This is a genomic window from Cupriavidus plantarum, assembly GCF_905397285.1.
Lineage (GTDB): Bacteria > Pseudomonadota > Gammaproteobacteria > Burkholderiales > Burkholderiaceae > Cupriavidus > Cupriavidus plantarum.
Genome location: NZ_CAJPUX010000001.1, coordinates 1,519,836 through 1,534,682, shown reverse-complemented (window position 1 = coordinate 1,534,682; position 14,847 = coordinate 1,519,836). Strand labels below are relative to the sequence as shown.

The 14,847-nt window shown below is 66.3% G+C and carries 13 protein-coding genes; 4 read left to right on the top strand and 9 right to left on the bottom strand.

What is annotated here, in order from left to right; genetic code table 11:
• Positions 1-34 precede the first annotated feature (34 nt).
• The 3 genes from KHP16_RS07075 to gcvA all read left to right on the top strand — a co-directional run bounded on the left by KHP16_RS07075 (position 35) and on the right by gcvA (position 2,563).
• On the top strand, positions 35-583 hold the full coding sequence (locus tag KHP16_RS07075; protein ID WP_109581129.1) for a type 1 glutamine amidotransferase domain-containing protein: 549 nt from the start codon (positions 35-37) through the stop codon (positions 581-583).
• Between the two features lie 141 nt (positions 584-724).
• Entirely contained in the window at positions 725-1,627 is a 903-nt protein-coding gene (yghU, locus tag KHP16_RS07070) for a glutathione-dependent disulfide-bond oxidoreductase (RefSeq protein ID WP_415831245.1), read from the top strand.
• Positions 1,628-1,678: 51 nt separating this feature from the next.
• On the top strand, positions 1,679-2,563 hold the full coding sequence (gene gcvA / locus KHP16_RS07065; protein ID WP_115952272.1) for a transcriptional regulator GcvA: 885 nt from the start codon (positions 1,679-1,681) through the stop codon (positions 2,561-2,563).
• 8 nt (positions 2,564-2,571) lie between these two features.
• On the opposite strand, the gene KHP16_RS07060 is transcribed toward gcvA, so the two are convergent.
• From KHP16_RS07060 to KHP16_RS07025, 8 genes are all read right to left on the bottom strand, one after another.
• Complete coding sequence (locus KHP16_RS07060; protein ID WP_211959824.1) at positions 2,572-3,771, bottom strand: CaiB/BaiF CoA transferase family protein; 1,200 nt, start codon at positions 3,769-3,771, stop codon at positions 2,572-2,574.
• A gap of 13 nt (positions 3,772-3,784) precedes the next feature.
• Entirely contained in the window at positions 3,785-4,762 is a 978-nt protein-coding gene (locus KHP16_RS07055) for a Bug family tripartite tricarboxylate transporter substrate binding protein (protein ID WP_211959823.1), read from the bottom strand.
• 86 nt (positions 4,763-4,848) lie between these two features.
• A complete protein-coding gene (locus KHP16_RS07050; RefSeq protein WP_211959822.1) occupies positions 4,849-5,679 on the bottom strand; it encodes an enoyl-CoA hydratase/isomerase family protein in 831 nt (276 codons plus the stop codon).
• A gap of 9 nt (positions 5,680-5,688) precedes the next feature.
• The gene (locus tag KHP16_RS07045; protein ID WP_211959821.1) at positions 5,689-6,489 is read right to left on the bottom strand and encodes an SDR family NAD(P)-dependent oxidoreductase; all 801 of its coding nucleotides are present in this window, start codon (positions 6,487-6,489) and stop codon (positions 5,689-5,691) included.
• A gap of 1 nt (position 6,490) precedes the next feature.
• A complete protein-coding gene (locus tag KHP16_RS07040) occupies positions 6,491-7,636 on the bottom strand; it encodes a thiolase family protein (protein ID WP_211959820.1) in 1,146 nt (381 codons plus the stop codon).
• Between the two features lie 8 nt (positions 7,637-7,644).
• Positions 7,645-8,010, bottom strand: coding sequence for a Zn-ribbon domain-containing OB-fold protein (locus tag KHP16_RS07035; protein ID WP_211959819.1), 366 nt, complete (start codon positions 8,008-8,010; stop codon positions 7,645-7,647).
• A gap of 181 nt (positions 8,011-8,191) precedes the next feature.
• The gene (locus tag KHP16_RS07030) at positions 8,192-9,703 is read right to left on the bottom strand and encodes an argininosuccinate lyase (RefSeq protein ID WP_211959818.1); all 1,512 of its coding nucleotides are present in this window, start codon (positions 9,701-9,703) and stop codon (positions 8,192-8,194) included.
• A gap of 125 nt (positions 9,704-9,828) precedes the next feature.
• Positions 9,829-11,958 carry an FUSC family protein gene (locus KHP16_RS07025; protein WP_211959817.1) on the bottom strand — a complete coding sequence of 710 codons (2,130 nt, stop codon included), beginning with the start codon at positions 11,956-11,958 and terminating at the stop codon, positions 9,829-9,831.
• A gap of 205 nt (positions 11,959-12,163) precedes the next feature.
• Between KHP16_RS07025 and KHP16_RS07020 the strand changes: the two genes are divergently transcribed.
• Entirely contained in the window at positions 12,164-13,717 is a 1,554-nt protein-coding gene (locus KHP16_RS07020) for an acetyl-CoA hydrolase/transferase family protein (RefSeq protein WP_211960006.1), read from the top strand.
• A 96-nt stretch (positions 13,718-13,813) separates the two neighbouring features.
• Here KHP16_RS07020 and KHP16_RS07015 read toward each other — a convergent pair whose 3' ends face one another.
• The gene (locus tag KHP16_RS07015) at positions 13,814-14,770 is read right to left on the bottom strand and encodes a LysR family transcriptional regulator (RefSeq protein WP_211959816.1); all 957 of its coding nucleotides are present in this window, start codon (positions 14,768-14,770) and stop codon (positions 13,814-13,816) included.
• Between the last annotated feature and the right edge of the window lie 77 nt (positions 14,771-14,847).

Sequence of the window (14,847 nt, the reverse complement as noted above, 5' to 3'; positions counted from 1 at the left end):
GTCGGCCCCTGCATCTTTCAACAGGAGCCCAAGCATGAGCGAATCTACCCTCAACGGCAAGAAGGTCGCCATCCTCGTCACCGACGGTTTCGAGCAGGTGGAATTACTGGAACCGCGCAAGGCCCTCGACGCCGCCGGCGCGCAGACCACTGTGGTGTCGCCACAAGACAAGCAGGTGAAGGGCTGGAACATCAAGGAGTGGGGCGATACCGTCCCGGTCGACCAGCCGCTCGCCCAGGCCAGGCCCGATCAGTTCGATGCGCTGTTGCTGCCTGGCGGCGTTATCAACCCCGACGCGCTGCGCATGCAGCCGGAGGCGGTGGCCTTCGTCAAGGCCTTCGTGGACGCGGGCAAGCCGATTGCGGCCATTTGCCACGGGCCGTGGACGCTAATCGAAGCGGGCGCCGTCAAGGGCCGCAAGATCACCTCGTGGCCGTCGCTACGGAGCGATCTGACCAATGCAGGCGCGAACTGGGTCGATCAGGAATCGGTGACCGACGGCAACCTCGTCACGAGCCGCAAACCGGATGACATCCCCGCCTTCAACCGCGCAACGATCGAGCTGTTTGCCGGCGGCAGGTAAGCGACGCCGGCCTTCATCACGTCTCCACTTTTCCGGACCGCAGCGAGTGTAGCGGCGGCGAACGCGCCTGAAAAATGCCCACAAAGCGAGCAGGCGCGTTTCGCCGTAGACTTGCCGTGCTTCCTGAAACGGAGACTTTGCATGAAGGACGACGAAGGCATGAGCAATTTTCCAGCGGGCTATGAAGTGCCCGAGGTTTGGTCGTGGGAAACAGAGAACGGTGGGCAGTTCGCCAATATCAACCGGCCGACTGCCGGCGCCCAGGCCGAGACCGTGCTGCCGGTGGGCAAGCACCCATTGCAGCTGTACTCGCAGGGCACGCCTAACGGCCAGAAGATCACGATTCTGCTGGAGGAATTGCTTGAACAGGGCCACAAGGACGCCGAGTACGATGCGTGGCTGATCAATATTTTCAAGGGCGACCAGTTCGGGTCCGGGTTCGTCGATATCAATCCGAATTCCAAGATTCCCGCGCTCGTGGATCGATCGACGCCCACGCCTACGCGCGTGTTCGAGAGCGGATCGATCCTCGTGTATCTGGCGAGGAAGTTCGACGCGTTCCTCCCAAGGGAGCATCAGGCGCAGACGGAGGCGCTGAACTGGCTGTTCTGGCAGGTGGGCGCGGCACCGTACCTTGGCGGCGGGTTCGGTCATTTCTACGCGTATGCGCCAATGCGCATCCAGTACGCGATCGACCGCTTCGCCATGGAGGTCAAGCGCCAGCTCGACGTGCTGGACAAGCACCTGGCGAACCATCGCTTTCTGGCCGGCGAGGAATACTCGATCGCCGATATCGCCGTGTGGCCATGGTATGGCGCGCTTGCCGCCAACGAGATCTATGCCGACGGGGGCCGATTCCTGTCGGTGGGCGACTACAGGCACGTGCAGCGGTGGAAGGACGAGATCGCAGCGCGACCCGCGGTGAAGCGAGGACGAATCGTGAACCGGACGAGCGGCGCGCCCTCGGAGCAGTTGCGCGAGCGGCACGATGCGTCGGACTTTGCGAAGCTCGGGCAACCGACCAAGGCAAAAGCGAAGCGCTAGGCCGGGTTTCCCGCGATTGAGTTTTTCTCAATCGCGAACCAGAATCCCGGCATGGACCGCCTGCCGCCCCTCAACGCCATTCGTGCCTTCGAAATCGTCGCGCGCCGCCTCAGCATCACGGTGGCCGCCACCGAACTGCACGTCACCGCCGGCGCGGTGAGCCGGCAGATCCGGACGCTGGAGGAGGCGTTAGGGATTCCGCTGTTCGTGCGTGGGCATCGCGAGATCACGCTCACGCGCGAAGGCGAGGAGTACTACCGCGCCGTCACGAGTTCCATGGACGGGCTGCGCAAGGCGACCAGCCGCGTGATGCAGCGCACGCGGAGGACGCAGCTCAAGGTACGGGCGTACACCACGTTCGCGATGCGCTGGCTGATCCCGCGGCTGTCCAGCTTCCATGCCGCCAACAAGGGCATCGAGGTCCTGCTCACCGCATCCCTCGATCCCGTCGATTTTCGCCGCGAGGACATCGACGGCGCGATCCGGCTCGGCGATGGCAAGTGGCCGGGAGCGAAGACCTATCGGCTCGTCTCCAATCTGCTCGTGCCCGTATGCAGTCCCGCTGTTGCCAAAGGCGTGCGGGGCGTGGCGGATCTCCAGCGGCAGGTGCTGCTGCATTCGATCGCGCGGCCCGACGACTGGGCCTGCTGGCTCACTGCCGCCAGGGCCGGCGACCGCGTCGATCCGCGCAGCGGCATGACGTACCAGAGTTCGGCGATGGCCTATGCCGCGGCGCTCGAAGGGCAGGGCTTTGCGATCGCGCAGCGGTTTCTCGTGGAGGACGACCTCGATGCGGGCAAGCTCGTGGCCCCGTTTCGCAAGGTCGTCGACATGGGCGATTTCACGTACTACCTGCTGACGCCGGCAGATCGCGCGGAGAGTCCCAGTATGACGACGTTCCGCAAGTGGCTGCTGGCACAGTTCGATCAGGCCTAGTGCACGCCTCAGCCCGCACAGTGGACCGCGCGGCTGTCGATCAGACCGGCGATCTCTCCATTGGCAAAGCCAAAGTCCCGCAGCACCGCGATCGTATCCTGCCCGCACGCGGGCGCGTGCCGATGCGGCCCATCGTTGACTTCCGCGCTGCATACCGGAAAGCCCGGCATGCGGATCGTCCCATGGACGGGATGCGTCGCCTCGGCGATCATGCGATTGGCCGCGACCTGCGGATGCGCGGCAACGTCCGCATACGTCGCCACGCGCGCGCAGAGGATATCGGCCGCCTCTAGCACGGGAAGCCAGCCATCCGTCGTGCGGGTGACGAAGACCGCCGTCAACGCTTCCACCATGGCCTCGCGGTTCGCCACGCGCAGCGGCGACGTTGCGAACCGAGGGTCATCGGCAAGGCCGGGCAGGCCCAGCACGTCGCATAGCTTGCGCCACCGCTCGGGCATATAGGCCGCCACCATGATCCAGCCATCCCGCGTGCGGAACGCCTGATTCGGGGCCGCATAGGGCGCCGCGCTGCCGGCGCGCACGGGCAGTTCGCCATCGGCGAGATAGCTTGCCAGCGCCGATTGCTGCAAGGCCAGCGCCGCGTTGAGCAGGTTCACGTCCAGGTGCCCGCCGCGGCCATCGCGCTGCCGCTGCGCGAGCCTGGCGAGGATGCCCATCACCGCGACATACCCCGTCATCACGTCCACAACCGGCGACTGCACCTTGCACGGCTCGTGCCCCTCCGTGCCGATCAGGCTCATCAGCCCGGAATCCGCCTGCAAAATGCCATCGACGCCGGCACGATCGGCATAGGGGCCGACCTGTCCGTATGCCGAGATCGAGCAGTAGATCAGCGCGGGATGATCCGGACCCAGCTGCGCGTAACCCAGGCCAAGCCGGTCCATCACACCCGGCCGCATGCTTTCGACGACGATGTCGGCCTGTGCGATCAACCTTCGGGCGACCGCCGCGCCGTCGGCGGTCTTCAGGTCCAGCGCAATGCCGGACTTGTTCCGATTGAACGCGTGGAACAGCGTGCTGTCGTCACCGATCCAGCCAGGGCCGAGCCCGCGGCCGAGCTCGCCGCGCGGCGGCTCGACCTTGATCACGCGGGCGCCCATGTCCGCCATGAGCATCGTCGAGATCGGTCCAGCCGCAATCTGTGTGAAATCGATGATCGTGAGCCCTTCGAGCGCGTGGTTCAACATGATGGGCTCCCGGTCACATCGCGACCCTGATGTTGTTCTCGGTGATCACGCGCTGCCAGCGCTGCAGTTCGCCGCGGATATACGTCTTGAGTTCATCGGGGGACGATCCCTTGACCTCGAAGCCCTGATTGCGGAACTGCTCGGCGAGATCGGGCGCCTTCAATGCATTCAGCAGCGCGGCATTGAGCTTCTCAACCACCGCGCGCGGGGTCTTGACGGGCGCGAGCATGCAGTACCAGAGCTCGACGTCATACCCTTTCAGACCCGCTTCCGTGAAGGTCGGCAGGTCGGGCATCAGCGAAGTGCGATGCTGGCCCGCGATGCCGAGGGCGCGCAGCTTGCCGGTCTTGACGTACTGCGACGCCGAGGCATAGGTGGCGAACGACACCTGCACCTGGTTGCCCATCAGATCGGCGATCGAAGGGCCCGTGCCGCGATAGGGCACGTGGAGCAGTTCGGTCTTGTTCAGCCGCGCGAACACCTCGCCCGCGAGATGCTGGGGCGTGCCGGGCCCGGGGCTGCTGTAGCTGACCTTGCCGGGGTTGGCGCGCGTGTAGTCGATGAACTCCTTCAGCGTGCGGTACGGTTGTTCGGGGTTCGATACGAGCATCAGCGGTACGGAGCCGATCTTGCCGACGGCTTCGAAGTCGTGCTCGATGTTGAACGGTACCTTCATGCCGAGGTACGGGTTCATCGTGATCTGGCTCGAGGCGATGACGACCGTGTAGCCGTCGGGCGCCGCATGCGCGACGTAGTCCGCGCCGAGATTCCCGCCCGCGCCGGGCTTGTTCTCGATGACGATTGGCTGGCCCAGTTGCTGACTCATCTTCGGCGCGATGAGGCGCGCCAGGATATCGTTGCCGCCGCCGGGGGCGAATGGCACGACCAGCGTGATGGGCTTGCTCGGGTAGCTGGCCTGCGCCGCGGCTGGCATCGACATCGATGTAAGGCAGGCGACGGTGGCGAGGGTAACGATGCTCGGGCGCTTCATGGTTGTCTCCGGTATTGATATTGGTATTGGTATGGATATTGGTATGGGTGCTGGGGAGGGTGCGGGAATGGCGCGGGAGGCGTGCGTCACCGTCCTGTGAACGCCGGCGGCCGCTTCTCGGCAAACGCCGCCCGACCCTCGATCCGATCCGCGGTATCGCGCAGCGCGCCCCAGTAGAGCTCGGTAATCTCCTGCGCGTCGGCATCGCTGAGGTGAGCGGTCTGCCGCGCGAGCTTCTTCACTGCCTGCACCGCCAGCGGGGCGTTGGCGGCGATCCGATGCGCCAGGGCCATCGCCCGATCGACCAGTTCGCCCGGCGCCGTGACCTCGGAGACGAGCCCGATGCGCGCGGCCTCGGCAGCATCGATCCGCTCGCCCGTCAGCGCCATCCGCATCGCATAGGCCGACGGCACGGCCTTGAGCAGCCGGTGCAGGCCCGACACACCCGGGATCGAGCCCACGCGCACCTCTGGCAGCCCGAAGGTCGCCTCGGCAGACGCGATACGCAGGTCGCATTGCAGCGCGATCTCGATGCCCGCGCCAAGGCAGTGCCCGTTGACGGCCGCGATCATGGGCTTCCAGCACTGCAGGTTGCTCAGGTCCATCAGCCGCAAGTAGAGCCCGAGGTCCGCGGCGGGGCCGGGGGCGTGGAACAGCGCCTCTGCATAGGAGGCCCCCGAGGAGACCCCCGACGACGCCCCCGGGGAGCCCTGCGTGCCCTTGAGGTCCGCGCCCGCGCAGAACGCGCGCGTCCCGCTGCCGGTCAGCACCAGCGCCCGCAGATCGGATCGGTCGCGCACCTCGCACACGATCTCGCGCAAGGCATGCAGCGTGGCCACGTTCAGCGCATTGAGCGCCTCGGGCCGGTCAATCGTCAGCAGCGCCACGGCGCCTTCGGTCCGGAATGTCGCGCTCATGGGTATCTCCTACACGTTCGGCGATGACAGGCTGCGGCCGCCGCAGACATACAGCGTCTGGCCGGTCACGTACGACGCCTCCGGGCTGGTGAAGAAGCTCACTGCATTGGCGATATCGTCCGCCGTGCCGATACGCTGCACAGGCACCGACTTTCGCAGGCGCGCCTGCACGTCCGGCTCGAAATTGCGGAACAGCGGGGTATCGACGATGCCGGGCGCCACGGCATTGACCGTGATGCCTTTCGACGCGAACTCGATGGCGAGCGAGCGTGTGAGGCTGACCACGCCGCCCTTGGCGGACGAGTAGTTGGCCTGCCCGAAACCGCCGAGCCATGCCCGCGACGAGATATTGACGATGCGGCCGTAGCCGCGATCGACCATCCCCGGCAGCGCGGCGCGGCAGCACAGAAACGGCGCGCGCAGGTTCGTATCGACAACGAGGTCCCAGTCTTCGTCGCGCATCTTGAGGAAGCGCATATCGCGGACCACGCCCGCGTTATTGACGAGGCAGTCGATGCGGCCCAGCTTCGCTTCGATATGCGCGAACGCGGCGTTGACGGCCATGGAGTCGGTCAGATCGACGGTCACGCCCATCGCGCGGCGATCTGACTGAAGCAGTCCGGCTACCGCATCGGAGAGCGCATCGGCATCGCGATCGAGCAGCGCCACCGCCATGCCCTGTGCGGCAAGGCGCGTGGCAATGCCCAGGCCGATGCCGCGTGCCGCCCCGGTGACCACGGCGACGCGTTCGTTGTCGGAGGTGTCGGGGATATCGGGAGTGCCGGCAATGTTGGGGCTGTCAACGTTCATCTCAGACCCCCAGAATATGCACGGACGACGCGGCATGATCGACGCCCGCGATGCCGCCGCCCGTGCACTGCGTCAGACCGATGCGAGCATTGGCCACCTGCCGGCCGCCCGCGCGATCCTGCAGATGCCACATGACCTCGACCATCTGCGCGATGCCGGTCGCGCCGAGCGGATGCCCCTTGGCGAGCAGGCCGCCGCTCGGATTGACGGGCACGCGGCCGCCAAGGCGTGTGGCGCCCGACCGCAGCAGCGGCACCGCGTCACCGGGTGCGGCGAGCTGCAATGCCTCGTAGTACAGCAACTCGGCAATCGTGAACGCGTCGTGCAATTCCACCACGTTGACGTCGCGCGGGCTTACACCGGCCTGGTCGTAGGCCTGCCTCGCGGCACGCGCGGTGATCTCGGCATCGAGGATGTCGTCGTCGGCCTGTTCCCGGACGCCCGACACCACCACCGAAGACAGGACCTTGACGGGCTTGCGCTGCGTGGGCCGGCGCGTGGTCATCACGACGGCGGCCGCGCCATCGACCTGCGACGGGCAGCATTGCAGCAGCGTCAGCGGGTCGGCGATCATGCGCGAGCCGAGGACCTCGTCGATCGTCGTTTCGGTGCGTTGCTGTGCGAACGCGTTGAGCGAACCATGATGGCGATTCTTGACGGCGATCGCGGCAAGATCTTCCCGCGTGGCATCGCGTTCGTGCAGGAAACGCGTGCCGCGCATCGCATAGACCGCGGGCAGCACCATGCCCGCCGTCGCGTAGAGGTCGGTCTTGATGTCGTTGCGCTGCATCGGGATGGTGCCGCCGCCGAGCGCGGTCAGCTGTTCGATGCCGAACACGAGCACGGTCGAATACTGTCCGGCCATCAGCGCGTGGCGCGCCAGATGGACGCCGGTCGCACCGCTGGCGCACGCGTTCTCGACGTTGTAGACCGGAATGCCGCGCAGGCCCAGATCGCGCACGATCAGCTGTCCGAGGATCATGCCGTCGAGCACATTGGCGCAGTACACGGCCTCGATGTCATCGAGCGCAACGCCGGCGTCATCGACCGCCTTGAGGATCGCCTGCTGGGCCAGTTCGGGCGCGAGCACGCCCGTGTGGCGGCCGAAGGACGTCATGGCGCCGCCGGAAATATAGATGTCTTGCATGATCGCCATCACTCCTGAATCGCTTCGCTGATTGCCACGAACACATAGCCGTACGTGTCGTCGGCCCGCACGGCGTAGCGGTCGCCGATGACCGGTCGGTCCTTCCCCTCCAGCCGGCCGAATATGCGCACCGGGCCGTCGAAGTCGACATAGCCGAGCGCGTAGGGCTGCAGCCCCGATTTCGCGGAGGGATGAATGATCGTGAAGCTGTAAACGCTTCCCGCCCCCGTCACGGGAACGGTCGCGTGGCGCGCGGCCAGCGGCGAATGGTCGGGCAGGGCCGGGAACACGTACTCGCCCGTCGCGCGGTCGCGGGATGCGAGTAGCGTGGGCGGCGCGGCGGTGCTCCACAGGTTGGCAGGGACGTTTGACATGGGCGGTCTCCTTTATCGGTCTTTGGCGGATTGCGGCGGGTGCCGTGCGTTGACTCGATATTGGTGCGCGGCCGCCCCGCCGACAAACGAGATTTCCGCCGCGTTCGCTTGAGAAAAACGCAATCGGCAGACGGCAAAAAGCCCGCGCAAGGCGGGCTTCCGGGCCATGCGGCGGTCCGGATCAGGGCTGACCGGCGAGCTTCGCGAAGTCCCGGTCGAGCCGCGCCAGCGAGCTATCGATCCTGGTGCGCCGGTCCTGAATCCATGCCGCTTGATCGGCCAGCGTCTGCTTCGCTTCCTTGAGCATGCGGTCCATTTCCGCGGGCTGCGGGCCACCCGCCGTCGCGCGATGGTTGACGATCGCCACGGGGTCGAGCGTCTCGCGGAACTCCTGCTCGCTCATCGGCAGCGTCGCGGGACCCGTAGCGGTGTCGAACTCCCCGATGGCCTGCGCATAGATGCGCTGCGCTTCCGTGTACGGGAAATCGCTCGGGCGGATGTTTTTCGCCTTCGCATAGTCAACGACTTCCGACGCAAAGTGGTGGCCCACGCGGAACGGCAGCTTGTACTTGCGCATCAGTACATCGGCCAGTTCCTGCGAGGCGGTCCAGTCGCTGTTCAGCTCGTCGAGCGCGCGATCGCGGTCGATGACCAATGCGTTGAGAATACGGTCCCAGCCCTGCAGCACCTTGATGGCGCTCTGCACCATCTCCTTGTTCGGCTTGACCTCCTTGGCGTCGGCCATGCCCGGCGGCAGGTTGTGCGCGCGCATTACGGGTCCCATCGCCAGCGTGATCGCGGTGGAGGCCTCCGCGCGCGTCCCGTTGAGCAGCCCGGGATTGCGCTTCTGCGGCATCGCGCTGGACACGTACGTATTGCCGCCGCCTTCGCGCAGCAGAATCCACGGGCGCGAGTTCGCGTACTGCGCCATCACGTCCTCGATAAAGCTACCCGCATGCAGCGCGATGCTGGTCACGATGGCGCCGGCTTCCACGGGCTGATCGACGGCCGCGATCTGGTGCGCGTCGTAGGCGTTGTTCACGATCTTCGAGAAGCCCAGGTAATTCCCCATCCGCTGGCGATCGAGCGGCCAGCTCGTGCCATTCAGGACCGTCGTCCCCATCGGCGACTGGTCGATGCGCGCATAGGCCTCGCGAATCCGCTGCGCGTCGCGGTCCAGCGCGGCGGCGAAACCGAGGAGGTAGTGGCCATAACTATTGGGCTGTGCCGCGACGCCATTGGTGTAATTGGGCACGATGGTCTTGGCATGCTGTTCCGCCAGTCGCACGACGGTGGACGCCGTGGTGTTCAGTTGCGCCGCGAGCTTGAGCATCTCGTCGCGCAGAATCGCCGCACGGTACGTGGCATGCATATCCTGGCTCGACCGGCCCGCATGCAGCAGGGTCACTTCGACGCCGCCAGCCTTGATCAGCAGCGGTTCGAAGGTGATGACCGTGGAAGGCCGCTTGCCCCCCGCCTGCTCGCCATCCTTGAGCACCTTGTGGAGCCCGACGGCGATGCGCCGCGCGGTGGCTTTATCGAGCAGGCCCTGCTCCGAATTGATGACGGCCGTCGCCTTGTTGATCTCGCCGAGCCAATAGAACTCGTCGCGTTCTTTCGCCTGCTGCGCGTGGACAGGAACCGCCTGCACCAGCATGAGCGTGGCCAGGGCGATGAGTTTCGATTTGAACATTGGAATGCGGACGCGACAGTGGCGTAGCTCGGTTAACGTATGTCAGGTAACGTAGGTCAGGTAGCGCAGGACTATAGCGCATCCACATTCGATGACAAATATCGATGCGACGCGTATCCATATCTCTAGCGTATGGCAGTCCTGGCGGGCGCCGCGGCGCGCAGGTATCCGTCTACCGCCGTCACGAGATTGCCGACCGCATGGTCGAGGTCGGCGGTGGAGGCATCGTCGCTGGACCCCTCTGCCGCGGGAAAGATCGGCAATTCGGACGCCTGCGCGGGCGGGGCCTCCAACGCCTCGAGCATCTGGCCGGCCGCATCGTCGTAAGCGTCCGCGCGCTGCCGATCGCGCGCATCGGGCTCGCCGGCACGCAGCACTTCGATCACGGCGGCCGCACCGCAGATGATGCGTGCCGCCACGATGACCTCTCGCAGGCGGTCCAATGCTGCCGATCGCCACCTTCCCTCCAGCATGATCCTTTCGCGCGCCGTCTCCAGGCGCGTGCTGGCCATGCCGGCCTCGCGTTGCAGGTGGTCCAGCTTGGCCGCCTGGCTCGGGGCAAGCCTTGCCACGGCGGCGGCGAATGCCATGTTGGCGGAGATCGTCGATGAGAGGGCGGCGGCCAGGCCATTGTTGGCGCGACCCGGCCACAGCAGGAAGCTTGCCGCGACGCCCACGCATGCGCCGACGAACTCGTTGGTCAGCCGCGCGAGGATCAGGCCATCGGCGGGGCGAATGAAATCCGACAGCAGCATGAACATCGGCGTCAGGAAGACCACGAACAGCCCATAGTTCACGAGGCGCAGGGAGACGGTAATCGCCGCGAGCGGAAGGATGGCGAGCGCCATGGCGAGCGGCGTGGTGAGATGTGTGAGCAGATACGCGGCAAGGATGCCACCGACGAAGCTGCCGCATGCGCGTTCCACCACGCGCAGCCATGTGTTGGCGGAGATCGGCTGCGTCACGACGATCGCGGCGATCGCGCCCCAGTACGCGAACGTGACGTTGAACCAGGTGCAGACGAGATACGCGATCACCGCGGCGGTTGCCACGCGCACCGCGTGGCGCCAGACGAGCGCATCGATATGGAACGTCGCGGGGGGAGAGGGCGAAGGCGATGTGGGCGCGGGCGCGGATGCCGACTCTGCCGCCGACTGTGCCCCCGACTCTGCTCCCGACTCTGCTCCCGACTCTGCTCCCCTTGCGAGCCCATGATCGTGCTCCGCCAGCCTCAGGATCGCCATGGCCGCGAAGGATACCGCCCGCGCGGCCTGGTCGTTGCGTCCCGCCGTCCGCCGCACGAGGGCGTGGGCCTGCGCGCGCGGCACGTCGGCGATCGGCATCTCCTGCTCCGCGAGGTCGCCGAGGCTCTGCAACAGTTGCCGCAGACCTTGCAGCAGGGACCGCCAGTCCTCGGGAAGCGCCACCTCCGGATTGCGCCGAGAATGTCCGAGCGCGATCAGCGCGGAGAAAACCCGGCCGGCCGCGTCGATGCCAGGTCCCAGCACAGGGGCCGTTCGCGGATCATGCGCCGCGAGCGCGCGGCCGCGTTCGATCGACATGCGGACGCCGCGGCGGTAGACGGTGTCGAATGCCTCCCAGCCGTCGGCATCCATGCCCGGCCGCGCGTCCAGCATTTCCAGATGACCGGCCATATCGTCGAGCCGCGCGAAGATCGTCTCGAGCGTGAGGCAGGCGGACTGCCGGAAGGGCAGTTGCCACAGCACGATGCAGAACAGCATCGTCCATAACGAGCCGAGCAGGAAATAGCCGCCCTGCAAGAGGGCGCCGCCGAACGGCGCCGGCGACGCCACGCCGATGACCACGGCCAGCGAGGCGATGAGTCCCGCCTGCGCCGGCATCGGCCCGAGCGCGGGCTTGTACGACCGCGTCAGTCCGCAGAGGAACACGAGCACGAATAGCGTGACGATGCTGGCGCCATACCCCCAGTGCGCGAGATAGGCCGCAGCGGGCAGGACGACCGCGCCGAGCGCGGTGAACATGCCCATGCTCCTGAGACGTTCGTCCTTCGCGCCTTGCGGATCGCAGAGGCAGTTCCAGAACGCGGCCACCGCCCCGAATGCGACCTCCGGGCGCGCGAGCAGCACGGCGGCGCAGAGCATCGGCGCCATGGCCAGCGCCGCGTGAATGCCTTCCGCCACGGCGATGCGCTCGGGCGTCACGGCGAACACGTGGCCCTCCGACCGCAGCGTGCGACGGCTGACAAGGGAAACAAGCTTGCCGAGGAGGGCCATGAGACCTTTTGGCGTGTCGGGGAGGCGATGTGGCTGCTACCCCATTCTAGATAGCCCGGGGATTCCGGCAAGCTCGACGATGGTCGGGGGTCACACCATGAAAAACCCGACTGGCGTCGAGGCGTTTATGTCATCACTGGAATAGATCGCGCTCGCTACACTCCAGTCATGAACAAGGCGCATGCGCGCCGCAGAAGGAGACATGATGTATCGCGATCGGATCCGGCTGGCGAGCCTCCAGGACAAGATCATGTCGGCGGAAGATGCTGCCGCCCTGATTCAAGACGGCATGACCGTCGGCATGAGCGGGTTCACCCGCGCGGGCGACGCCAAGGCAGTGCCGCTGGCACTGGCGAAGCGGGCGGAGACGGATCCGCTGCAAATCACGCTGATCACCGGCGCATCGCTGGGCAACGACACCGACAAGATCCTCGCCGAGCGCCATGTGCTCGCGCGCCGGCTGCCGTTCCAGTCCGATGCCACGCTCCGTCGCAAGATCAACGATGGCGAGGTGATGTTCATCGACCAGCATCTCGGAGAGACCGCCGAACTCCTGCGCGGCGGCCAGATCGCGCCGGTGGACGTCGCCGTGATCGAGGCATGCGCCATCACGGAAACGGGCGGCATCGTGCCGACCACCTCGGTGGGCAACTCCGCAACCTTCGCGATGCAGGCCCGGAAGATCATCGTCGAGATCAACCTCAACATGCCAGCAGCGCTGGAAGGGCTGCATGACGTGGTGTCGCCCGCGTCGCGTCCGCATCGCCAGCCGATTCCGCTCACGGAGGTCGAGCAGCGCATCGGGCTGACCTATATTCCCGTGGATCCCGCCAGGATCGCCGCCATCGTCATCACGCAGCACGACGACAGCCCGTCGAACGCCGCGGCGCCCGACGACGAGACGCGCCGCATCGCCGGCCATCTGATCGGACTGCTCGAGAATGAAGTGAAGGCCGGCCGGCTGCCGCCGTCGCTGCTGCCGCTGCAGGCCGGCATCGGCACGATCGCCAACGCCGTGCTGCATGGCCTCGCCGATTCGCCGTTCCATGACCTGACAATGTATTCCGAAGTGCTGCAGGACAGCACCATTGCGTTGCTCGATGCGGGCAAGCTTCGGTTTGCCTCGGCCTCGTCGATGACGCTGTCCGCGCCGGTGTATGAGCACGTGCTGAACAACATCGCGCACTACAAGTCGCGGCTCGTCCTGCGGCCGCAGGAAATCAGCAATCATCCGGAGGTCCTGCGCAGGCTTGGCCCCATCACGATCAATACCGCGCTCGAGTGCGATATCTACGGGAACGTCAACTCGACGCACGTCGGCGGCACGCACATGATGAACGGCATCGGCGGCTCGGGCGACTTCGCGCGCAATGCGCATCTGTCCGTGTTCGTCACCAAGTCGGTGGCCAAGGGCGGCAAGATCTCGAGCATCGTGCCGATGGTGCCCCACGTGGACAACGCCGAGCACGACGTGGATATCCTTGTGACCGAGCACGGCCTCGCGGACCTGCGCGGCCTGGCGCCGCGCGAACGGGCGCGGGCGATCATCGACAACTGCGTGGATCCGGCCTATCGCGGCATGCTGCAGGACTACTTCGAGCGCGCCTGCGCGCGGGGCGGCCAGACGCCGCATCTGCTGGAGGAAGCCTTTGCGATGCATCTGCGGTATCGCGACACGGGCACGATGCTGCCGGCGCCGGTGGCGATGCCCACGCGCGCGGCCGCGCCCGTGACGACCGCGGAGCCGCTCGCGGCCTGACCGCCGCGTCCCTCAGCGTCCCTCAGCGTCTCTCAGCGTCTCTCAGCGTCTTTCGGCGTCATGTTTTCGCCGCGCTGCCCATTATTCGGCCGCCCATTACTCGGCCCCCATTACCTCGTCGCATACGTCCAGCCACGCCCTGGCCGCGTGCGACAGGTAGCGCCCCGGCGACCAGATGTGGGCGAGCGTCCAGTCCACAGTCGGCTCGATGAGTCGCGCGACGGCCAGCCTGTCGCGCGACTCGAGCCGTGCGACGAGCGGTTCCGGCAGGAACGTGGTGCCCAGTCCCGCAGCGGCCATCGATGCCAGAAAATCCCAGTGGCCGCTTTGCGCGACGACTCTGGGCTCGATGCGCGCCTCCAGGAAGATCTGGCGCATCGTGCGCGTCAGGGAGAAGGCTTCGGTCAGCATGACCAGCGGCTCCTGGCTCAGCGCGTGCAGGGAGATCGTGCCGACCGCGGTGCGTCCCGTGGTGCGTCCCGCGGTACGCGTCGCAGTACGGCCCGCACTGCGTTCCTTCGCCCACGCCGCGTCGCGCGGGCCCACGACCCAGATGGGATACTTCGCGAACTGCCGCGTTTCCAGCGCGAGTCCGCTGTCGCCGGGCAGCACGGTCGCGCCCACCTCAATCTCGCCATTGGCGACCTGTTGCTCGATCACCTGTCCGCCATGCTCCGCCAGCGTCAGTTGCAGGTTTGGATAGCGCTTGCGAAATGCGCTGACGGCGGGGGAGAAGAACAGGTTGACCATCGGCGGAATCCCCACGTGCAGTTGCCCGCGTCCCAACGATGAGAGGTCGGCCACTTCCAGCGTCAGCCGGTGCACCACGCCGAGCGCTTCCTGGCCGCGCTCGTAGACCACCTTGCCAACGTCTGTCAGCCGCACGGATTTCCCTTCCCGGATCAGCAGCGGCTGGCCGATCTCGTCCTCGAGCTGCCTGACCATCTTGCTGATGGTGGACTGCGTCACGTACAGGGACGACGCGGCCTGCGTGAAGCTCTTCTGGCGCGCGGTTTCCACGAAGTAGCGCAGCGCGCGGATGTCGATCGGCATGTGGGTCTCGCTATGAAAATTCCGACTGGTTGGCGGCATATTAAATCATGCAGGGAATATTCGCGCGGCCACTACAC